Genomic DNA, 19,411 nt, shown 5'->3' on the forward strand with positions numbered 1-19,411 from the left:
GATCTGCTAACCTGCTGGCCGCCATCGGCGTGCGCTGCGCGCTCGCGGCAGAGGCCCGTTCGAAACCCCCATCGAGATCCCGAGCGCATGACGCCCGTCATCCATTTTTACAGCGTCCAAGACGCCTATGGCGAGTTCTCCAACTTCGCGCCATACCCCATCCTCCTGGACAAGAAACGCTGGCCGACGTCGGAGCACTATTTTCAAGCCCAGAAGTTTCTCGATGCCAAGGTGCAGGAACGCATTCGCAGCGCATCCACGCCGCTGCTGGCGGCGCGCCTCGGGCGTGACCGAAAACAACGCCTTCGCGCCGATTGGGAATCGGTGAAGGTTTCCGTGATGCGCCGGGCCGTGGAAGCGAAGTTTCGACAACATGACGACTTGGCCGTGCTTCTCCTCTCCACCGCCGCTGCTCGCATCGTCGAACACACCGTCAACGACGCATTCTGGGGAGATGGAGGCGACGGCTCGGGGAGGAACATGCTCGGACACATCCTCATGGACGTTCGTACGATTTTGCAGATGGAACGACGGAAGTAAGCCGCCGCTCCGAAAACTTTTGTTATTTGTTGGGGTGGTAAATTCCGGTTTTTGATCGTCATCGCCCTTGACTTCGCGAATCCGTTTGGGCCCACTAGCCGTGTACGCCTGCCCGCTTGACCACGCTCGTCCGGAAAGACCCCTCACAGAAGAAACACAGGATGAAGCGACCACCGACCTATCCATTCGCTCCTGCTCGCGCCGCAGCGCTCGCGCTCCTGGTCGTGCTCACTGGCTGCTCCAGCAAGGAGAACACGGGCACCTCCTCGGGATCGACGACCCCGCCTCCGTCGAACGGCGGCAACGACCCGCCGCCGCCCGTCGTCGAGGGTGCCAATTGCGACAACGGCGACTTCGAGGTCCGCTCGATCGGGACGGCCGAGCTCGAAGGCGAGACGTACAAAGTCATCCTCGCCACGCCGTGTGAATACGTCCTCTCCCACGTCCAGGGGAAGAAGAACTTTCCCATCGAGGAGCACGAGACGTACTACGTGGCCGACAGCCATTTCGAGCTCCCGTACATCCCCGGCGTCATGGACAACGTCTCCTATACGCCCGGCGAAAAGAACAAGGGATGGGCGAACGGCATGGATGTCGAGGCCGAGGTGCAGAAGCTCGGCGCGCTTCCCGTCCTCTATCACGTCATTCCTGGGTACGAATACGGCTACTTCACCAGGTACGACGACGGCCTCGGCGACATCTTCGGCGCTTTCCGGCCCACGTGGCGGTTCGTCAAGAACGGCGGCGACGTCAGCCTGCTCTTCTTCGCGCCGCCCGACACCGCGTGGCCGCGCCACCGCGGGGGATGGAATCCGCGGGAGATCAATCAAGAAATCGGTTTCGGCTTTCTCGTCGACACCGACGGCAAGGTCTACGTCCCGAAGGGCGTACCGCTCGGACGACAGGAGTGGAACGACGAGCTCCGCTGCGTCGTCATCAACAAGGCGAAGCAGCCGGTGCCGGTGACGCGCACGCAGTTCCCCGGCGACGAGTCCTATTACATGGCCGAGACCCTCATGCCGGGATACGCGAGCATCAGCTCGCCCGGCCATCTGTACTGGGGCCACAAGGGCAAAGCCATGATCGATGTCGCCAAGTGGGACGGCACCTTGCCCGGCAACTTCGACAAACCCTACACCGCGGGCTGCAGCCCCGAGGGCTACAACGCCGGCCACGCCGAGGGCTTCACCTGGCCGGAGCTCCGCGAAAAGATGCGCGACGAATACCTGGCCGGCAACATCGACGCGATCCCCAAGGAAAACCTCTATCGCATCAAGGTCTACCGGCAGGACGAGCCGAACGGCGCCGCCGAGCTCCAGGGCGAGCTCTTCTACGAATGGGACGGCGACGAGTGGCTCCCTCGCGCCACGGGTGAAAAACTCATCACGATCGACGAGGCCCGATCGACGTACCGGATCAGCGGGCACCTGGGCGACGGCCAGCGCGCATTCATCGTGATCGAGGATCTCTGAAACGAGGATCTCCATCCCGGAAAACGCCTCCCGAAGGAAACACCACCATGACGAAGCTCTCTCGGCTGTTCGTGTACGCTGCTCTCGGGATCCTCGCCAGCGCCTGCGGAAGCGCGCGCGACGACGAAGGTGGTGGCCAAGGAGGCACCGGAGGGAGCGGCGGGAGCGGCGGGGCGCCGACGACGAGCGCGGGCCCCGGCGGCGGCGGAGGCCTGGGCACGCACCCCACGGAGCCGAGCACACCCACGCGAGGTGGGACGATGACCTTCACCAATGTCGGCGCGCCCGGGTGGTGGCCGCGTCGTATCGATCGCGAGGCGGGCGATCCGGCCTGCACCTACAAGGACGGGACGGATACCTGGGGCGGGCATTGCTGCATGAAGGAGCAGCACACGACGAGCACCACGCTCGCGCCTTTCGACGAGGAGATGACCCTCATCATGAAGGCCATCCGCCTGAAGCAGCTCGCCGTCTACCAGCCTTCCGAAGGCGCGTCGTCCTGGCCTTTGGTCTCGTCCTGGGACGCGCAGAGCGGCCACGGCTCGAATCTCGTCGTCACCGAAGGACAGATGACGTCCGCCGATTTCACGGGCGACCTCACGAAGAAGGATTGCGTGAATTACTTCATGCAAGAAGCGCAATTCTCGTGCGGCGACGGCAAGGATTATTACTGCCCAAACGATCCGGGCATCAACCACCTCGGCTGGTCGGGCTCGAAGCTCATCGTCTTCCTCGGGTCGATGACGTTCGACGACGCGGACGTCAAGAAATGCGACGGCGACGGGCAAGGCCACGCGGGCCCGTGGGTCGCGTTCGTCGCGTCCGAGCTGATTCGTGATGGCGGCCGCAAATGGAACGGGCTCTGCAATTGCTACTCGAAGACGGGCACGGTCGGCGATGGTTGCGGCGAGATCAACGTCTTCGAGGTCGTGCTCGACAACAATCAATACAGCAACCGCGAGTTCATGAGCACCGGCGTCCGCTCGTACCAGGAAGGTCACGTCGGCGGCAACGTCTGCGGGGAGGGCTGTGACCGCGACGCCTTCGCCGACGATGTCGAGGTCGTCGACGCCTGCGCGAAGAAGGCCTACACGAGCGGCCCCGAAATCGAAGTCGGCGGCGGCGCGGACGGCTGCCCCGTGTGGCGCCGCCCCATCGGCGATCGGTATTTCATGATCCTGCTCGACGAGAAGCAGCGGGAGATTCAGGTCGCGGTCATCCACCCCGAAAAGATCCCCGCCGCGGCCGCCGAGATGCTCCCCTTGCTTCCCGGCGCCCTGTCCCGCGACACGATCGACGCGCTTCTCTCGATGCGTTTGCCCGAGTAATCGACACCCCACGCGGAGGCGACCCTACCCATGATTCATGACGCAAGGACTCGATGGTTTTCGGGCGCGGCGGCGATGGCGGCGCTCGTCTTTGCTGCCTCGTGTGGATCGAGCGAGCCGTCCCCGGGCTCGGGTTCGGGCGCGGGCTCGGGCTCGGGCGGCGCCGGCGCCGGCGGGTCGATGGCCGATGGCTCGAGTTCCAGCTCGACCGGCGGCGGGCCGCCAATCAACCCTTCCACCGGCTGCAAGCGCGGCGTCGCCTACGGTTACCATTCGAAGGCGGACATGCAGGCGCTCTCGACGTCGGTATCGTGGTGGTACAACTGGGCGCACGTGCCGGACGAGGGCGTGAAGCCCGACGCGTACAAGGCGCTCGGCGTCGAGTACGTGCCGATGGTATGGGGCGGCGGCGGCCTCGACAGCATGCGCGCCGCGCAGATCGCCAGCGAGATCCCCGACGGAACGAGCTTTTTGCTCGGCTTCAACGAGCCGAATTTCGGCGAGCAGGCCAATCTGTCGGCGTCCGAAGCCGCGGCGCTCTGGCCCCACGTGGAGGCGGTCGCCGACGCGCGCGGCCTCGCGCTGGTGTCGCCCGCCGTGAACTTCTGCGGCGGAGCGTGCCAGGAGACGGATCCCTTCAAGTACCTCGACGAATTCTTCGCCGCCTGCGAGGGGTGCCGCGTCGATTACATCGGCATTCACATCTACACGGCCTGCCAGGGCGACGGGACCAACAAGGCCCGGTGGCTCATCAACCACATCGAGACCTACAAGACGCGGTTCGACAAACCGATCTGGTTGACCGAGTTCGCCTGCGACAATGCTGGCTCGCTCGCCGAGCAAAAAGATTTCATGATCGATGCGCTCGAGTACCTGGAGAACGAGCCGCGCATCGCGCGGTACGCCTGGTTCTCGGGTCGCGCCAACAACGTGGCGAACGCGAACCTGCTGGGAGAAGACGGCGTGCTCACCGAGCTCGGGAAGGCGTACGTCGACGCGCCTCAAAAGCCCTGCGAGTGACGGGCCCGCGGACGGCGGAGCCGACCGCCGGGTCGCTGGCGTTTCGCCTTCGGGCTCCTATCCTTCGCGCATGGTTCCTCTTTCCGTTCTCGACCTCTCGCCCATCGTGCAGGGCGGCAGCGCGTCCCAGGCCCTCCGCAACACGCTGGACCTCGCTCGGCACGTGGAGCGCTGGGGGTATCGACGCTTCTGGTTGGCCGAGCACCACAACATGCCAGGCATCGCCAGCGCGGCGACCGCGGTCGTGATGGGCCACGTGGCCTCGGGTACCTCGACCATCCGGGTCGGCGCGGGCGGCATCATGCTGCCGAACCATGCGCCGCTCGTGATCGCCGAGCAGTTCGGCACGCTCGAAGCGCTTTATCCTGGCCGCATCGAGCTCGGCCTCGGCCGGGCGCCGGGCACGGACCAGGTCACCGCTCACGCGCTCCGGCGCAGCCTCGAAAGCGACGCCGACGCCTTCCCGCAGGACGTCGTGGAGCTGATGGCCTATTTTCGAGAGCCGGAGCCGGGGCAAAGGGTGCGGGCCATCCCGGGAACGGGGCTCCACGTGCCGATCTGGATCCTCGGTTCGAGCCTGTTCGGCGCGCAGCTCGCGGCCGCGCTCGGCCTGCCCTATGCGTTCGCCTCCCATTTCGCGCCGGCCGCCATGACGCAGGCCATCCAGGTGTATCGCAGCCGGTTCAAGCCCTCGGCGCAGCTCGACCGGCCTTACGTCATGCTGGGCCTGAACGTCTTCGCCGCCCCCACCGACGAGGAGGCGCGCTTCTTGATGACCTCGCTCCAGCAATCGTTCCTCCAGTTGCGGACGGGCAATCCGGGCCCGCTGCCGCCGCCGGTCGAGTTTTTCGATCGCCGGTTGTCCCCTGCGGAGCGCATGATGCTCGATCAGGCCTTGTCGTGCTCGGTGGTGGGTTCGCCGGAAGCGGTTCGTCAGGGGCTACGCGCATTCGTGGACCGCACCGGGGCGGACGAGCTCATGGTGACGTCGCACGTGTACGATCACGCGGCGCGGCTGCGTTCGTTCGAGATCGCGGCAGCGGCGCGGGACGAGCTCGGCCGGGCGGCCCCGTGAATTTCCGATAATCTCGACAGGCCTCAAAACATCACCGGCGCCCACTGGCCAATCGCATAACCGACGAAGATCGCGAATGTGATGTCGCCGTCGCGCCGCGTTCCTCCGCGTGACGCAAGCGCGGCGAGGGCCGTTCCAGCAACCAGGATCAGCGTCGACAGCCCGGCGAGAAGCGCAACGAAGTGCCACCCGACGAGCGCTAAAAATACCGTCATGAGAGCTCCCAGCGCTCCGAAGGTCCAGCGCGAGATGTCGAACCTTCCAGCGCCATGGACCACGAGCGCCGACAGCAGAATGCCGATGATTTGCGCAGGAACGTGCCTCGCGCTCGGGAACGCGCCGAGCCAGGTGCCCGTCGAGAGGGCAATGACCAGAATCGTACTGGCTGCAAACACCTGACCACGAGCTTTTTTGTTGATGGTGGGAAAACGGTCGAGCAGGAGAACGTCCAGAGCGAGCACGCCCGCGAGTGCCAACGCCGCTCCGAGGAGCCGCAGCCGCCAGCGCCAGGGCCGCGCTGGAGGTGTCTTCCCTGCGACGGCACACGCGGCATCGACGGCCGTATCGATCAGGAGCGAGTCGTAGGGGGCGAGAGCATGATCCGACGCGTCCGATAACACCAGCCTCGATCCACGTTCGCTGGCCATTCTTTCGAGATACGTCGCGGGTACGGCCTCATCGAACCGTCCCGCGAGGAGGAGCAGCGGCGGCCCACGCTCGCCCAGGTCCGGGAAGGCGCCGACGGCGATGAAGAGCTTCGGGGCCAAACCTCCCTCGTGCACGCTCGGAACAGCCGCATACGCGCCCATCGAGTGGCCCAGGAACAAATCGACGGAGCCCAGCGCTTTGCCGGCATTCTCGATCGTATTCGTGGTCTCGGTGGCGACGAAAGCGCGCGGCGAATCGCCGTGCCCTGGGAAATCGAGCGCATACCCCTCGAAGCCGGCGGCCGCGAGCGCTTCACCGAAGCGAAACAGCGTTTCCTTCGACGCTGTCACGCCATGCGCGAGGAGAGCAATCGGGTGCGGCCCCTGTGCCGCCGGACGAAAGCGCAAGGCCGGCGTTTCTCCGGCGATGGAGATTGCCTCCACATGGACCCTGGGCTCGACGAGGCGCGAGAGGAACAGGCCCGCGCCAAGCGCGGCAACGGCCCCCCCGATCTGCCACGCATCCCGACGCATGGTCGCACCGCCTCAGAACGGATCATCCCCCGAGGGGAAATTGTCGAAGTCGATCTCCCCGCGGTCCGGAGGACGCTTGTACACGTGCGACTCCTTCGTCCGCTCTCCGGTCCACGGTGACAGGATGCCTTCTCGCAGCAGCGCCTCGAAGCGCTCGGGCCGGCAGTAGATCCAGTTCGGCTCGCCGCCGTTGAACCCGCTGTGAAACGGCCCGCAGAGACGCTCTTTTTGGCCTTCCTTCTCGAGGAGCCCATTGGCGGCTGCGCAGAGACTCTCGCACAGCCGGTCGCGCGCCTCGTCCTCGTCGGTATCGGGGCGGTCGAGGTCCTCGTTCGCAGCAGCGAGGATCTTCCGCTTCGGAATCTTCCCGCGCGTGTGAGCAACATGCTCGAGTAGCACGACCATCTCGTCCACGCCGACCTTCGGGTCGTCGTCCCACCACATCTCCGGGAAGCAAACTTGATCACGCAAGAATCGCTCGACGAGGTGCTCGTGTGGATCCCAGAACGGCGCGCCCTCGGCGACGAGGGACGCGAGCACCTCGCGCACGTGCGCTTCCGGATCCGCGGGCAAACCTTCGACCCCTGCGCGCCGGAACCTCGCGAGCACCACGCGAAGTCGCTCGACATCCTCCGGCGTGGGCGTGAGCTCCCGGACGAGCGTGGCCACATTGCAGGCGACGCCGTCTCGTTCGCCGGGCTGCACGTCCGCGAGCACCTTGCCTCCGTGCCCTTCGTCGATGAGCCGCCGTACGCCCGCCGTGATGCGCGTCGCGGGCACGATGTAGCTTGGCACGCCGGCGCCGAGGAGCTCGACCTCCTGCGGCCCGATCTGTTTTCCGAGGACGACGACGTGGGTGGGCATCGATGCGGGCCCCACTATGCCATGGCGCCCGGAGTTTCGCTCGTGAAAGCACGCACGGCGTCGAACCCGCGCGCGGCGAAACGAGGAGCGTAATCGCGCTCCAGCGTTCGCTTCACGATCTGGCCGTACCGAGCCGGCGGCATGAGCCCCCAGGCGCGATCTTCCGCGGCGATCGCGTCCTTTCCGCCTGCGCCGGGCGGCGCGTAGCTCCGCCCGAGGCGCCTGAACATCGCCGGGAGCTCGGCATCCACGAGGCGTCGCACATCGTCGGCAAACGGCAATTCGAGGAAGTGGTCGAGCATGCTCCAGCCGAAGTCCCGGTGCCGAACCTCGTCGCGCAGCACGCGGTCGAGCGTGCGCCGCGCCTGCGGGACGGTGCAGCCTTCGCGCAGCACCTTGAACAGCGGCACCGCCACCGTTTCGCCCAGGCAAAACACCTCGACCCCCGCGCGCGCCGCGGCCAGGTGAAGGGGCTCGGAAGGATTGCGGCGCAGCCCGAGCGTCTCCTGGGCGAGGGTCGGCATCTCCTTTCCGCCGGCCGCTCGGTATGTCGCGTGGCTCATGCGGGCGTGGGCCAGCTCGTCCTTGACGATACGCAGACCGTCGTGAATGAGGTCGGGCGAGACGCCGAGCTGGATGAGCCAGAGCGTCAGGTGCTGGGTGATCGCGGCGGAGCGGTATTCGGCGTGCACGCGGCGGAGCCATTCGGCGCGGACCGCTTCGCTCGCGGCGGCGCGTGGAGCGCGCTTCGGAGAGGGCGAGGGCATGGCGGGTTCAGGGGCCTGCCGGCGGCAGGCACACCGAAACGGTCATGCCGCAAGCGTCGCAAGGCTTGTTGTGGCAGGGATTGACGACCGCCTCCTGACACGTTTTGCCGTCGGCACAAGGGACGTCGACGCAATCCAGCTCGGCAAAGCAGCCTGCCTGCGGCAGGGCAGGCATCCCGCAGCCCGGAACGAGCCAGCGGCAATTCTCGGCCGCGTCGCACTCCGCCTCGGTCGCGATGGCCTGGCAAGTGTCCGGGACCGGGACCGGGGGATTGCATGAAACCCCCGCATTGATGACCCAGACGTCATCCTGGCACGAGGCCAATACGGTTTTAGGACCGCAGCCGTCATCGAACTCGTAGTTGCAGATCATCGTGCCGCTGCAAGCCTCTCCCTGCGACGGCATTTCCGGAGGGCATGGTTGCGGCACCGGAGGATTGCATGAAATCCCCGCATCGATGACCCAGGCGTCATTCTCGCACGTGGCCGTCGCGGGTTGAGGACCGCAGCCGACGTCGAACTCGTAGTTGCACGTGAGGTCGCTGTTGCAAGCCTCTCCCTGCATCGGCTGTTCGGGAGGGCATGAAGGCTCCTCGGTGGGGGGCGGGTTCGACGTGACGGTACTGAAACACCCAGGCAAGAGCGCGACGGTCGCCGCCTGGGCAAAGGTGACGACGAAGGGCTTTCGTCGAGGTTTCTGCTTTCGGGGAAGAGGCATGGCGGTCATCTCCGGTGGTGGCTCAGGATGGCGCAACGGAACGCCAAAAACGAGCACGAATGCACGCGTCATGCAACAAACGTGCACCCACCGGGGCTCGGCAGGAAGCGATGGCCCCTGCGATGACCGCCATCATCCACGAGGGTTCCGTCCGGACAAACAGGCCCGGCTGTTCCGCTCGACCGCCTCCGTCAGTAATGATCGCCCTTCTTCGTGACGCCGAAGGGGATGAGCTGCGAGGGTCGACCATTGATCGTCGTCCCCCCGGCCTGGATCATCCGCGCCAGCTCGATGAAGTCGGCGGGGAAGTTCAGCTTCGGCTTGGTGAGCGCATCGAGCGCCGCCGTCTGCTCCGGCGTGAGCTTCACGTCGAGCGCCTTCAGGTTGTCGTCGAGCTGCGAAAGCGTGCGCGCCCCGATGATCGTGGACGACACTCCCGGACGCGCCTGCACCCAGGCGAGGGCGACGCGCGCGACGGTGGTGTCGAGCTCCTTGGCGATCCGCTCGAGCTCGTCGATCACCACGTAGCTCTGCTCGTCCAGGTAGTTCGCGGCCCAGGGCCGCACCTCCGGCTTGAGGCCGTTTTTCCGCGTGTATTTGCCGCTCAGGACCCCGCTCCTCAACGGGGACCACGGCGTCACCCCCAATCCGAGCTCCTCGGCCATGGGCATGAGCTCCCCTTCGACCGTCCGCTCGAGGAGCGAGTATTCGATCTGCAGCCCGATGAACGGCGCCCACCCGCGGAAATGCGCGATGAGCTGCGCCTGCGCCACCTTCCACGCGGGGGTGTCGGACACGCCGATGTAGCGGACTTTCCCCGCCCGGACGAGATCGTGGAGCGCCGCCATGGTCTCCTCGATCGGCGTGAACTTGTCCCAGTTGTGCAGCCAATAAAGATCGATGTAGTCGGTGCGCAGCCGGCGGAGCGACTGCTCGCAGGCGGCGACGATCGACTTCCGGTTCGAGCCGCCGCCGTTGGGATCGCCGACGTACAGATTCGCGCTGAACTTGGTGGCGATCACCAGCCGGTCCCGCTTCTCGCGGTCGTGGGCGATGTGATCACCGATGATCTTCTCCGAATGCCCCTTCGTGTAAAGGTTCGCCGTGTCGATGAAGTTGCCCCCGAGCTCGATGTAGCGATCGAGGATGGCTTCGGAGTCCTTGACACTGCTCCCCCAGCCGAGGTCTTCTCCGAACGTCATGGCGCCGAGGCAGAAAGGGCTCACCCGCAGACCTGAGCGACCAAGCGTGACATAGTGATCGAGCGGCATCGCGTGTCCTCCCGAAGTAGTTCTCAATTTGAACAGTTCCGCCTCCGAACAGTTCAACATTGAACTACTAACGCCGCCCGCGCCGTTGTCAAGCGCAAGGAGGAGAAACATGGGAAAATCTTCACCTGGGGAGCTCTGGACGCTGAACTTCGAGGTGACCATGGGGGTCATGGCCGAGGTGGAGCCCGAGGTGCGCGAGCAGGGGCTCGAGATGAAGGAGTTTTTCCTCCTCGGGAAGCTCGACGACCACCCCTACCCGGCCGACCTCGCGCGCGCGCTGATCACGCCCAAGCCAACGATCACCTTCATGGTGAAGCGGCTGGAGTCGGTCGGCTTCGTCAAGCGCCAGACGGAGACGGGCGACCTGCGGCGGTTTCGCCTGACGCTCACCCCCTCGGGGCGCAAGGCGATGGAAGCGGCCCGCGCGATCCTCGACGAGGCCTTCGAGCGAAGGCTCGCACGGCTCTCGAGGAGCGAGCGCGCCGAGCTCGCGCGGATCCTCGTGCTGCTTTCGGAGAAAAACGCCCCTCCACGCTGACGGCGCGGGCCGCGGCGCCTCGCATCGCTCGAAGCATTGGCATGTGCGCAGGAGTGGTGTCTAATCACTCCGTCGCGGCCCCTCCCGCTTCAAGCACGAGCCCCCCAATGCATGCGTCATCCCGTTTCCTGACGTCGTTCCTCGCAGCGTGCCTGTTCGTCCTCGGCTGTGCCCACCACCCGGCCCCTCCACCCCCCCAGGAGCCCGTGGAGTTCGAGGCCGAGATCGCGCAGGCGGAGAAACTCGGCGAAATCCTCCATGCCGTGGACGACGCCTCGGCGGTGGGCACCGACGTGCTCCTCGAAGCGGGCGTCCTTCCGAAGGACGAGCGCGTGCGCGGCTGGGTCACCCGGCAGGAGGGAGACGGGTTCCGGGTCGAATTCCTCGGCGAGCTCCCCGAGGGGCTCCGGGTTCTGCACGTGGTGAACCTCGGCAAGGACGTGAGAAAGCAGCCGCGATTCGAGTCCCTCGAGCCCCCGCGCCCGCCCGATGCGACGAGCCAGGCCATGTTCCGGGCCCGCCGGACGGCGGCGCGCTCGAGCTTTCGCGCATGCTCGAATCGGTACAACGCGGTCGTGTTGCCGGGCGAGCTCCTCGGGAAATCCGGCTGGCTCGTCTACCTCCTGGCCGCGACGATGGACCCCTCGGAGCGGGTGATTGGTGGCCATCATCGCGTGCTCGTCTCGGAGGATGGGACCCAGGTGCGCGAGAGCTTGCCGCTCTCCAAGGAATGCATGACCGTGCGGGTGGAAGGCGGGGGCGACAACCGCGCGGCGGGCCTCGTCGTCAATCACCTCGCCACGCCGGCCCCCACGGAGGCACACGTCTTCGTGAGCCTGCTCTACCGATTGCCCCTCCTCGTCAAGACGACGCGAGGGTTATGGGGCGTCGAGGGAACACGCATCACGTACATCAAAATCGAAGATTCTGCGCCCTGAACCGGCGCCATGGTCGGAGGGGCGGGGATGCTTGAACGGATGAATCGAAGGTTTGCAGGGATGTGTTTCGTGGTGGGCGTCGCGGCGTGCGGGCCCAAGGAGGGGACGGCGCCCGCCGAGACCGCAAAAGCCGCGCCCCCGAAGGCGGCGACACCGGTGCCCGCGCCATCGCCGTCCGAGACACTCGCGCGGATGGCAATGTCTGGCCCGGTGAGGCGCCGCGACCGCTGCCTGTCGGACCGCCTTCCGCCCGGCGTCGAGCCTTTCAAGGAGGGCATGAAACGCCCTGAGCCGGCCATGGCGCCGCCGCTCCAGGGCACGCCGGACGTGGTCGCGCTCGCGGCGGAGGATCTCGAAAAACCCCAGGGAGGCCGCATTCGCGCCCGGTGCATCATCGACACGCAGGGCCAGGCCACGGATTGCATCTTGCTGGAGACCCTGCCGAATCTGAGCGACGCTGCCCTTTCTGCGCTCGCCAGCCAGTCCTTCAAACCGGCCGAGCGGAACGGGACGCCGGTCGCCGTCGAGAATGACGAGGCCCCACCCTATCTCAGGGCTGCCCCAGCTCCCTTACACGCCGCAGGCGCTCTGCAATCGGGTGGAGGGCGTGATGATCGTGCGTTGCGTGATCACCGAGGAGGGAGCGATCGAAGGGTGTCAGGTCTTGAAGACCCTGCCCTACCTGGAAAAGGAGGTCGTCCGCACGCTCGAATCCACCCGATACACGCCCGTCGAGTTCGAGGGTCGCCCCCGGCGGGTCAGCTATACGTTCACGCTTCGATTCGTAAGGCGCTAGCGATTGCTGCCTTCGCGACCCGGTGGCTCTCCTCAGGGGGCTTCGCTCGGGCCCTCCTCCGCCGTATGCGTGTGGCAATTGCTGCACGAGAACCCGTTCGGGGCGGTCGCGTGGTCGAATTTGGGGACCTGGAGCAGATCGGCCATCCGCGTCATGACCTCGTCGTACATGAACGTGCTCCACCGCGCTTTCTCCGGATCCTTCACGTATTCGAGGAACGCCTCCTCGGTCGCGGGCAATGCTTCGATCTGCGCGCTCGGCATCGCGTAGGTGCCATCGATCGCGCCATTGCCGTGGCACGTCGTGCAGTCCATGGTCTCGAACTTGGGGTCGAACGCGACGAAGACCTCCTTCATCTCGGGCATGACGACGTCGTTCATGAAGACCACGCGCTGCTCGAAGCTCATGTCCTCGTATGCGATCGGCGGCGCGGCGGAGTCTCCGTCCTCACCACCGCACGCGGCGACGAACAGACACACGACCATCGAGATGCGCTTCATGTTCATGTCTCTTCTCCCTCGATCGGGCGTGAAGCCCTGACCCTGCCTTCACGACGAACGAGGGGTCCCGAGATCGACACGTCGGCCGACTTTTTTGTGCTGTTCTCCAAGTGCTCGAAACAATTGAGCTCTACCCGCGCCTTGTCAGCCGCGCCCCATCGCGAACGCAATGCCGCTCTGTAGCGTCCCACGCACCACGAGCCCTTCGAGCCCCAGTCCCAGGTCGACGAGGGCCCGCGCCACGTCGGGCCGGATGCCCGTGAGCACCACCTGCGCGCCGAGGAGCTTGACCGCCCGCGCCGCCTCGACGAGCGCATTGGCCACCGCGCGGTCGGCCACCGAGACCCCGGTCACGTCGAGGATGACGATGCCGGCCCTCCGCTCCGTGACGCCGTTCAGCAGGGTCTCCAGCACCTGCTTTGCCCTCGCCTCGTCCACCGTGCCGATGAGCGGCATCACCACCGCGCGATCGCTGATTGGAATGAGCGGCGTCGACATCTCGGCGAGCGCGAGCGCCTGCATGCGGATGATCTCCTCCTGCAGCCGCTGACGCTCCTCTTCCACGCGCTTCATGGACCTGAGATCACGCGTGATCGTGGCGAGCCCGATCGCCTCGTCTTTCGTGTTCCTGGCGAGAAAAAGCGAATAGTGAACGGGAATCTTCGCCCCCGTCGTCATGTGGCGGAAGGTGAACTCCCCTTCCCACCGGCCGCTGCGCATCACTTCGGGCAGGATCGTCTCGTGGACGTAGGGGAGATCCGCGGGATCGAAATAATTCGAGACCAGCGTGCGCTGGGCCTCTTCGATGCTCCCGAGCCCGACCATGTTCCGGCCGGCCTCGTTGACATAGTAGGCATGGCCCTCCAAGTCGGCGATCCCGATGAAGTCGGAGCTGCTATCGACGAGGCGGAACAGCGATTCTTGCACGTCCGTGCTATCGATATTCCACGCGCACGCCCGGCGTAATGCGTCGATCGTCCGTTGCTGCTCGGCGACCTGCCGCTCCAGCTCCGCAATACGCAGTCGCAACGGGTCGCCGTGGGATGCGGGTCCGTCGGAGGCGCCATCAAGGGAGGACATACGCCAAAAGTACCGATGATTCCGTCCAGACGCAACCTCATCGTCGCGACTGGAATGCCCGTAACATCTGGCCGTCCGTCACTCGCACGGGAGGAACTCGCCAAAGAAAATTCACGTCCTGCTGTATAGAATGACGTGTCGGCCGAGCTCGTGTGCGAGGAGATACTCGTTTATGTAAAAGTGTAGAATACAAACTGATTTCTCGAAAACCTTCGGGACCGTCCTCTTGAATGAAGGCTCCAATTTGGGGAGCCTCGAAATCCCCCTCGCTGACCTCGGAAAAACGGAGCGCTCGAGGGCGCGGCGCCTTGCCCCGAGAAGCACCGACGTGCGATGCCGCACATCACAAACGCGCGCCCCGGGCCGCCCTCGCACGGGCAGGACAGGGTCTTTGCAGGCCTGGACGAGCTGGAGCGCGAGGACGATCGCCGCGCGCGCGAAGGCGGGCTCCCCCACACCACGCCGCGTCCGCCGTGCCGGGGCGCAACCCTCGAGTCAGCACAGGTGAGCAAAAAAAATCAAGGGCGCAGCAAAAATCGGCGCTGCTCCATGTACCCGCGCGGCTTCAAGGTGTGGTACATGGATGACGAGTTATGCACGGTCGCATCAGTAACTTACTTCGAATTTTGCTCTCGCTCTCGGTGGTGGGGCTCGTCGCGGGCTGCGAAGTGGGAGGTGAGTTCCCCGTCGGGGAAGACGCCGGCACCAGCAGCAGCAGCAGCGGCACCGGCGGGAGTGACCCCGGGCCCTGCGGGATCGACTGCTCGCAGCTCGAGACACCCCAGTGCGCGATCGCGGTGTGCAACACCGGGCAGGTGCTCGGCCCGCTGAACACCTGCATCGTGGTCCCCGCGCCAAAGGGAACCGCGTGCGACGACGGGAAGTTCTGCACCACGAACGACATCTGCGACGCGGGCACCTGCGTCGGCGGAAGCACGAACCACTGCGGGATCACGCCTTCTCCCTGTTCGTCGGTCATTTGCTACGAGAGCACGAAGTCCTGCGATGTCACGCCGGTGAACGACGGCACCCCGTGCACACCGACGGACCTCTGCCAGAAGAAAGGCGTATGCAAGATCGGGGAGTGCATCGGCGAGCCCAAGGACTGCGCGTTCTCCCCGCTGAGCGAGTGCAACACGGTTTCGTGTGATCCGGCCACGGGCGACTGCGTCGGCAAACCCGACTCCGCCAAGGACAACACCCCGTGCGTGCTCACGGGCGACCTTTGCAACGTCAACAGGCGATGCTCGGCCGGGCAATGCGTGGGCGGCGCGCCCATGGATTGCTCCGCGCTCGACGTCGGGTGCCAGCGCGGCGAGTGCAACCCCGCGAACGGCCTCTGCAACCCGAGGCCCGCGCCGGTCGGCACGGTCTGCACGGAGGGCATCGCCGAGTGCCAGGTCGGCAAGTGCGACGTGAAAGGCGAGTGCCTCGCCTCGTTCGCGCCCGATGGCACCGACTGCAACGACTACAACGCTTGCACCACCGCCGACAAATGCATGGCCGGCGGTTGCGAGTCCGGCGATGCGGTCACGAGCTGCTCGACGTACCTCCACGAGGGCTTCGAATCCTGCCAGAGCGGCTGGACCTTCGGCGGTGATTGGGAATGCGGCACGCCCGAGAACGTCGGTCCGCCCGCGGCCCACATCGGCACGAGCTGCATCGGCACGGTGATCGATGGCCTGTACCACGTGAACCAGCTCTTCAGCAGCGCGGTCGCGGACTCGCCGACGATCAACCTGGCCGGGGCCACGAGCCCCATGCTGTCCTTCTGGGCGTGGGACCACACCGAGGGCGGCACCTTCGACGGCTGGAATCTGAAAATCAGCACCAACGGCGGGCAGAGCTTCACGCAGGTCACGACGGTGACGCCGGCGTACAACCTGAGCCTCGTCGGCCAACCCGCATGGGGTGGGAATCACTCGGCGAAAGGCTGGCAGAACTACGCGGCGGATCTGACCGCTTACGCCGGGCAGTCGATCAAACTGCGCTTCGCCTTCCGCAGCGACGCCGCCACGGTTTTCCCGGGTGTATACATCGACGAAGTCGTCGTCGCCGAGCCGCTGCAGATTCCGCTTTACATCACCACGACCTCGCCGCTCACGAACGTGTACGCGGGGATGTCCTACTCGACGCAGATCACCAAAATCGGCGGCACGAGCGGCTCGGTGTGGGAAATCAAGGAGGGCGGTCAGAACACGGGCTGGCTGACGATCGATCCGACGACGGGCGTGCTCCACGGCACGCCTTCGGCGGCGGAGGCGGGGCCGGTGAGCGTCACCGTGCGTGTCCACGAGCCATTGTTGCCCTCGAATTACGCGGAAAAGACGTTCATCTTCACCGTCAAGCCAAACGCGTATTACACGAGCTTCGAGGGCACGTGCCCGGACGGCTGGACGCTGACCGGCGATTGGCAGTGCGGTGTCCCCACGAAAGTGGACGGCCCCGCGACCGTTTACGACGGGACGCAGTGCATCGTCACGCAACTCGCCACTGATTACAGCGTCTCGCAGACGTGGGCGGGGACGACCGCCACCTCCCCCGACATCGACCTCACCGGCGTGGCGAGCCCGAAGCTCACGTTCCGCATGTGGATCGATACCGAGGGTTCGCAGTGGGATGGCGTCAACCTGAAGATCAGCACCGACGGCGGGATGAACTACTCCGTCGTCAACAGCGTCTTGCCGGCATACCCGCTGATCGTTGCCGGCCAGCCTGCGTGGGGCGGTCACCAGGCCGCGCTCGGCTGGCAGCTCGTGCAAGCCGATCTCTCGGCCTACGCAGGCCAGATCGTACGCTTGCAATTCGGTTTCCAGAGTGATGGTTCCGGGGTCGAACCCGGCGCTTACATCGACGATATCTTCATCGAGTGAGGAGCAGCCCATGAGCCGCACGACAAGGACCCATCGGCTTGTTATCATGTCACTCACCCTGGCCAGCCTCGCCGCCGCGTGGGGGGGCTGCGCCACGGGCAACTCCTCCGGAGACACCACGGCGAGCAGCTCGAGTTCGTCCTCCGGCGAGGGCGGCGCGGGAGGCGCCGGAGGCGCCGGCACGGGGGGCGTCGGAGGGATCGACTTCGACGCGGGAGGCGCCGGCGGCCAGGGCGGCGCCTGCGTCTCCACGAGCGCGGAGGCCCGCCGCATCCCGCTCGACATCATCTTCCTGATCGACCAGTCGGGCAGCATGTCGGGCGCGAAGTGGAACGGCACCAAATCGGCCCTGACGACGTTCTTCAACGATCCGGCGTCGCTCGGCATTGGTGCCGGCCTGGTCTACTTCCCGACCCAGGAGCCATACGACTGCAATCCCACGCACTACGCGCTCCTCGACGTGCCCATCGACGCGCTGCCGACGAATGCGTTTTCCTTGACAAACTCGATGCCGGCCGACGCGACGGGGATCGGGACCCCCACCTACGGCGCGCTCAAGGGGGCGCTCTCGGCGGCAACCGCCTACCAGGACACGCACAAGACGCACAAGGTCGTCGTCGTCCTCGCGACCGATGGCGAGCCCCTCGGATGCGAGCCGAAGACGGTCGACGACATCGCGGACCAGGCCGAGAGCGCGCTCGACTACAACGGTGTTCGCACGTATGTCATCGGCGTGGCTGGCTCGCAGCTCGCGACCCTCAACAAGATCGCGGCGGCGGGCGGTACCACGGCGGCCTACGACATCACGCAGGACATCAGTGAGTTCGCCGCGAAGATGGCCGAGATTCGCCAGACGGCGCTCGGGTGCGATTTCGAGATCCCGGAAGCGCCGAACGGCATGGAAATCGAACCGAACCAGGTGAACTTCAACTATATGCCGAAAGGCGTGGGCACGCCGAAGCTCTTGCCCCGCGCGGACGATCTCGCCGACTGCAAAGACCAGCCCGGCTGGTACTACGACAGCAACGCCGGCCCCACGAAGATCATCCTCTGCCCTGCGTCCTGCACCACGGTGCAGGCTGACAGCAGCGCGAAGGTCAATGTCCTCTTCGGCTGCAACTCGATCCTCAATTGAAGGAAACGAGCCCTTCTCGCGTCGTTGTTCGAGGGCGCGACGTCCGCGCCGGTCGTTCTCGAGGTAAGCCTTAACCTTAACCCAAGAAGTGTAGGACGATATGCTTGGAAATCACCGCGTCTCTTTGGCCCTCGCGCTCGTGACCACCGTGGCCGCCATGGCCGTTGTGGGTTGTGGTAGCGAAGGGGATAACGTGCGCCCCGACGGCACCGGCGGCGCCGGCGGCACCGGCGGCGAGGGAGGGAGCTCCTCCTCCATGAGCTCCTCGAGCAGCGGCGGCGCCGGCGGCGCCGGCGGAGGGGCGGTTTGCCCGACGCACGAGGGCCCGGTGTTCGCCGTCAAGGAGCTCTTCTTCGGCGAGGGCAACAGCGGGGAGTGGAAGAAGTTCGGATTCAACCTCGACGAGAAGGAGTCGACCGGCAGTTCGACCGACGTGTGCAAGCCGAACGCGGGTGGCTCGCCTCAGACGGCATACCCCGACGGCGATCAGGGGATCGACAACTCGTTCGGGAAAAACCTCCTGCCCACGATCCTCCTCCTCTATCCGACGTGGGTGACCGACGTGAACACGGGCATCCAGAATGGCAACTTCACCGCGCTGGTGAAGTCGGAGTGCATGCCTGCGACGGGCGACGCCCCCGTGCTCCTGAGCAAGCTCTTCGGCGGCACGACGCTCGGCGGGGCGCCCAAGTTCGACGGGACGGACAAGTGGCCGGTCGAGCCCGGGCTCCTCAGCGATCCCATGGATCCCCTGTCCTCGACGATCCACTTCGAGAAGAGCTCGGTGACGGGCTCGACGTTCGACTCGGGCAGGGGCGTGACGGTCGTCCTCTCGGTCCCGGTGCGGACGGCGCAGAAGAGCACGTCGATCAAGCTGACGTTGTATTCGGCGCACATGACCATGAAGCTCGCCGACGATCGGAAGAGCGCGACGGAAGGCATGATTGGCGGCGTGCTCAACACCGAGGAGTTCGTGGCTGAAGTGAAGAAGGTCGGCGACCTGCTCGGCCTGTGCGGCAATCCGCTGTTCGATAACCTCGTGACCCAGGTCCGCCAGGCGTCGGACATCATGAGCGACGGCACCCAGGATCCGGAAAAGACGTGCGACGGCATCTCCATGGGCCTCGGGTTCGAGATGTACGAGGCGCAGCTCGGCGACGTCGGGCCGGCGAACGAGGTGGGGTCGGCCTGCCCGTGACGGCGAAGCGGGGCGAACAGGGCCCCGCGCCCGAAGCCCCGCGCCCCTGACCCTCCGCCGCGCTCATCCCCCCTCCCTCATCCCCCCTCCCTCATCCCCCCTCCCTCATCTCCCCCG

At 65.9% G+C, this 19,411-nt stretch carries 18 protein-coding genes; 11 read left to right on the forward strand and 7 right to left on the reverse strand.

Annotation, left to right across the window (positions count from 1 at the left end; all coding sequences use genetic code 11):
• Window positions 1-87: 87 nt before the first annotated feature.
• The 5 genes from QHF83_RS31265 to QHF83_RS31285 all read left to right on the forward strand — a co-directional run bounded on the left by QHF83_RS31265 (window position 88) and on the right by QHF83_RS31285 (window position 5,435).
• A complete protein-coding gene (locus QHF83_RS31265) occupies window positions 88-540 on the forward strand; it encodes an NADAR family protein (RefSeq protein WP_282421648.1) in 453 nt (150 codons plus the stop codon).
• A gap of 161 nt (window positions 541-701) precedes the next feature.
• Window positions 702-2,012, forward strand: coding sequence for a hypothetical protein (locus QHF83_RS31270; protein WP_282421649.1), 1,311 nt, complete (start codon window positions 702-704; stop codon window positions 2,010-2,012).
• 47 nt (window positions 2,013-2,059) lie between these two features.
• Window positions 2,060-3,340, forward strand: a complete 1,281-nt coding sequence (locus tag QHF83_RS31275; RefSeq protein ID WP_282421650.1) for a DUF2403 domain-containing lipoprotein — start codon at window positions 2,060-2,062, stop codon at window positions 3,338-3,340.
• Window positions 3,341-3,370: 30 nt separating this feature from the next.
• Window positions 3,371-4,360: a glycoside hydrolase family protein gene (locus QHF83_RS31280; RefSeq protein WP_282421651.1), complete on the forward strand. Its 990-nt coding sequence runs from the start codon at window positions 3,371-3,373 to the stop codon at window positions 4,358-4,360.
• Between the two features lie 70 nt (window positions 4,361-4,430).
• Entirely contained in the window at window positions 4,431-5,435 is a 1,005-nt protein-coding gene (locus QHF83_RS31285; protein ID WP_282421652.1) for an LLM class flavin-dependent oxidoreductase, read from the forward strand.
• Between the two features lie 23 nt (window positions 5,436-5,458).
• On the opposite strand, the gene QHF83_RS31290 is transcribed toward QHF83_RS31285, so the two are convergent.
• From QHF83_RS31290 to QHF83_RS31310, 5 genes are all read right to left on the reverse strand, one after another.
• Window positions 5,459-6,616, reverse strand: a complete 1,158-nt coding sequence (locus QHF83_RS31290; protein WP_282421653.1) for an alpha/beta fold hydrolase — start codon at window positions 6,614-6,616, stop codon at window positions 5,459-5,461.
• Between the two features lie 12 nt (window positions 6,617-6,628).
• Window positions 6,629-7,480 (reverse strand): hypothetical protein, encoded by an 852-nt coding sequence (locus QHF83_RS31295; protein WP_282421654.1) that lies wholly within the window; start codon window positions 7,478-7,480, stop codon window positions 6,629-6,631.
• A 14-nt stretch (window positions 7,481-7,494) separates the two neighbouring features.
• Window positions 7,495-8,247, reverse strand: a complete 753-nt coding sequence (locus QHF83_RS31300; RefSeq protein WP_282421655.1) for a ferritin-like domain-containing protein — start codon at window positions 8,245-8,247, stop codon at window positions 7,495-7,497.
• A 7-nt stretch (window positions 8,248-8,254) separates the two neighbouring features.
• Entirely contained in the window at window positions 8,255-8,965 is a 711-nt protein-coding gene (locus tag QHF83_RS31305; protein ID WP_282421656.1) for a hypothetical protein, read from the reverse strand.
• 191 nt (window positions 8,966-9,156) lie between these two features.
• Window positions 9,157-10,236 carry an aldo/keto reductase gene (locus tag QHF83_RS31310; protein ID WP_348980485.1) on the reverse strand — a complete coding sequence of 360 codons (1,080 nt, stop codon included), beginning with the start codon at window positions 10,234-10,236 and terminating at the stop codon, window positions 9,157-9,159.
• A gap of 109 nt (window positions 10,237-10,345) precedes the next feature.
• Here QHF83_RS31310 and QHF83_RS31315 point away from each other — a divergent pair, with 109 nt between their 5' ends.
• The 3 genes from QHF83_RS31315 (at window position 10,346) to QHF83_RS31325 (ending at window position 12,508) form a co-directional block, all read left to right on the forward strand.
• Window positions 10,346-10,774 carry a MarR family transcriptional regulator gene (locus QHF83_RS31315; protein ID WP_282421658.1) on the forward strand — a complete coding sequence of 143 codons (429 nt, stop codon included), beginning with the start codon at window positions 10,346-10,348 and terminating at the stop codon, window positions 10,772-10,774.
• Between the two features lie 107 nt (window positions 10,775-10,881).
• The gene (locus tag QHF83_RS31320) at window positions 10,882-11,712 is read left to right on the forward strand and encodes a hypothetical protein (protein WP_282421659.1); all 831 of its coding nucleotides are present in this window, start codon (window positions 10,882-10,884) and stop codon (window positions 11,710-11,712) included.
• Window positions 11,713-12,241: 529 nt separating this feature from the next.
• Window positions 12,242-12,508 carry an energy transducer TonB gene (locus tag QHF83_RS31325; protein WP_282421660.1) on the forward strand — a complete coding sequence of 89 codons (267 nt, stop codon included), beginning with the start codon at window positions 12,242-12,244 and terminating at the stop codon, window positions 12,506-12,508.
• Window positions 12,509-12,540: 32 nt separating this feature from the next.
• On the opposite strand, the gene QHF83_RS31330 is transcribed toward QHF83_RS31325, so the two are convergent.
• Together QHF83_RS31330 and QHF83_RS31335 are read right to left on the reverse strand one after the other, a co-directional pair.
• Window positions 12,541-13,014 (reverse strand): hypothetical protein, encoded by a 474-nt coding sequence (locus tag QHF83_RS31330; protein WP_282421661.1) that lies wholly within the window; start codon window positions 13,012-13,014, stop codon window positions 12,541-12,543.
• A 138-nt stretch (window positions 13,015-13,152) separates the two neighbouring features.
• Window positions 13,153-14,088, reverse strand: coding sequence for an STAS domain-containing protein (locus tag QHF83_RS31335; protein WP_282421662.1), 936 nt, complete (start codon window positions 14,086-14,088; stop codon window positions 13,153-13,155).
• 593 nt (window positions 14,089-14,681) lie between these two features.
• On the opposite strand from QHF83_RS31335, the gene QHF83_RS31340 reads away from it, so the two are divergent.
• From QHF83_RS31340 to QHF83_RS31350, 3 genes are all read left to right on the forward strand, one after another.
• The gene (locus QHF83_RS31340; protein WP_282421663.1) at window positions 14,682-16,961 is read left to right on the forward strand and encodes a choice-of-anchor J domain-containing protein; all 2,280 of its coding nucleotides are present in this window, start codon (window positions 14,682-14,684) and stop codon (window positions 16,959-16,961) included.
• 46 nt (window positions 16,962-17,007) lie between these two features.
• On the forward strand, window positions 17,008-18,096 hold the full coding sequence (locus QHF83_RS31345; protein WP_282421664.1) for a vWA domain-containing protein: 1,089 nt from the start codon (window positions 17,008-17,010) through the stop codon (window positions 18,094-18,096).
• 100 nt (window positions 18,097-18,196) lie between these two features.
• Entirely contained in the window at window positions 18,197-19,294 is a 1,098-nt protein-coding gene (locus tag QHF83_RS31350; protein ID WP_282421665.1) for a hypothetical protein, read from the forward strand.
• Window positions 19,295-19,411: the final 117 nt, after the last annotated feature.

The sequence above is a fragment of the Polyangium sp. 15x6 genome (genome assembly GCF_029960785.1).
In the GTDB taxonomy this organism is placed as follows: domain Bacteria; phylum Myxococcota_A; class Polyangia; order Polyangiales; family Polyangiaceae; genus Polyangium.

What these genes read in the sequence shown, in the direction of transcription:
- QHF83_RS31265 (WP_282421648.1), top strand. Translation starts at nt 88, where the DNA reads ATGACGCCCGTCATCCATTTTTACAGCGTCCAAGACGCCTATGGCGAG.
- QHF83_RS31270 (WP_282421649.1), top strand. Translation starts at nt 702, where the DNA reads ATGAAGCGACCACCGACCTATCCATTCGCTCCTGCTCGCGCCGCAGCG.
- QHF83_RS31275 (WP_282421650.1), top strand. Translation starts at nt 2,060, where the DNA reads ATGACGAAGCTCTCTCGGCTGTTCGTGTACGCTGCTCTCGGGATCCTC.
- QHF83_RS31280 (WP_282421651.1), top strand. Translation starts at nt 3,371, where the DNA reads ATGATTCATGACGCAAGGACTCGATGGTTTTCGGGCGCGGCGGCGATG.
- QHF83_RS31285 (WP_282421652.1), top strand. Translation starts at nt 4,431, where the DNA reads ATGGTTCCTCTTTCCGTTCTCGACCTCTCGCCCATCGTGCAGGGCGGC.
- QHF83_RS31290 (WP_282421653.1), bottom strand. Translation starts at nt 6,616, where the DNA reads ATGCGTCGGGATGCGTGGCAGATCGGGGGGGCCGTTGCCGCGCTTGGC.
- QHF83_RS31295 (WP_282421654.1), bottom strand. Translation starts at nt 7,480, where the DNA reads ATGCCCACCCACGTCGTCGTCCTCGGAAAACAGATCGGGCCGCAGGAG.
- QHF83_RS31300 (WP_282421655.1), bottom strand. Translation starts at nt 8,247, where the DNA reads ATGCCCTCGCCCTCTCCGAAGCGCGCTCCACGCGCCGCCGCGAGCGAA.
- QHF83_RS31305 (WP_282421656.1), bottom strand. Translation starts at nt 8,965, where the DNA reads ATGCCTCTTCCCCGAAAGCAGAAACCTCGACGAAAGCCCTTCGTCGTC.
- QHF83_RS31310 (WP_348980485.1), bottom strand. Translation starts at nt 10,236, where the DNA reads ATGCCGCTCGATCACTATGTCACGCTTGGTCGCTCAGGTCTGCGGGTG.
- QHF83_RS31315 (WP_282421658.1), top strand. Translation starts at nt 10,346, where the DNA reads ATGGGAAAATCTTCACCTGGGGAGCTCTGGACGCTGAACTTCGAGGTG.
- QHF83_RS31320 (WP_282421659.1), top strand. Translation starts at nt 10,882, where the DNA reads ATGCATGCGTCATCCCGTTTCCTGACGTCGTTCCTCGCAGCGTGCCTG.
- QHF83_RS31325 (WP_282421660.1), top strand. Translation starts at nt 12,242, where the DNA reads ATGACGAGGCCCCACCCTATCTCAGGGCTGCCCCAGCTCCCTTACACG.
- QHF83_RS31330 (WP_282421661.1), bottom strand. Translation starts at nt 13,014, where the DNA reads ATGAACATGAAGCGCATCTCGATGGTCGTGTGTCTGTTCGTCGCCGCG.
- QHF83_RS31335 (WP_282421662.1), bottom strand. Translation starts at nt 14,088, where the DNA reads ATGTCCTCCCTTGATGGCGCCTCCGACGGACCCGCATCCCACGGCGAC.
- QHF83_RS31340 (WP_282421663.1), top strand. Translation starts at nt 14,682, where the DNA reads ATGCACGGTCGCATCAGTAACTTACTTCGAATTTTGCTCTCGCTCTCG.
- QHF83_RS31345 (WP_282421664.1), top strand. Translation starts at nt 17,008, where the DNA reads ATGTCACTCACCCTGGCCAGCCTCGCCGCCGCGTGGGGGGGCTGCGCC.
- QHF83_RS31350 (WP_282421665.1), top strand. Translation starts at nt 18,197, where the DNA reads ATGCTTGGAAATCACCGCGTCTCTTTGGCCCTCGCGCTCGTGACCACC.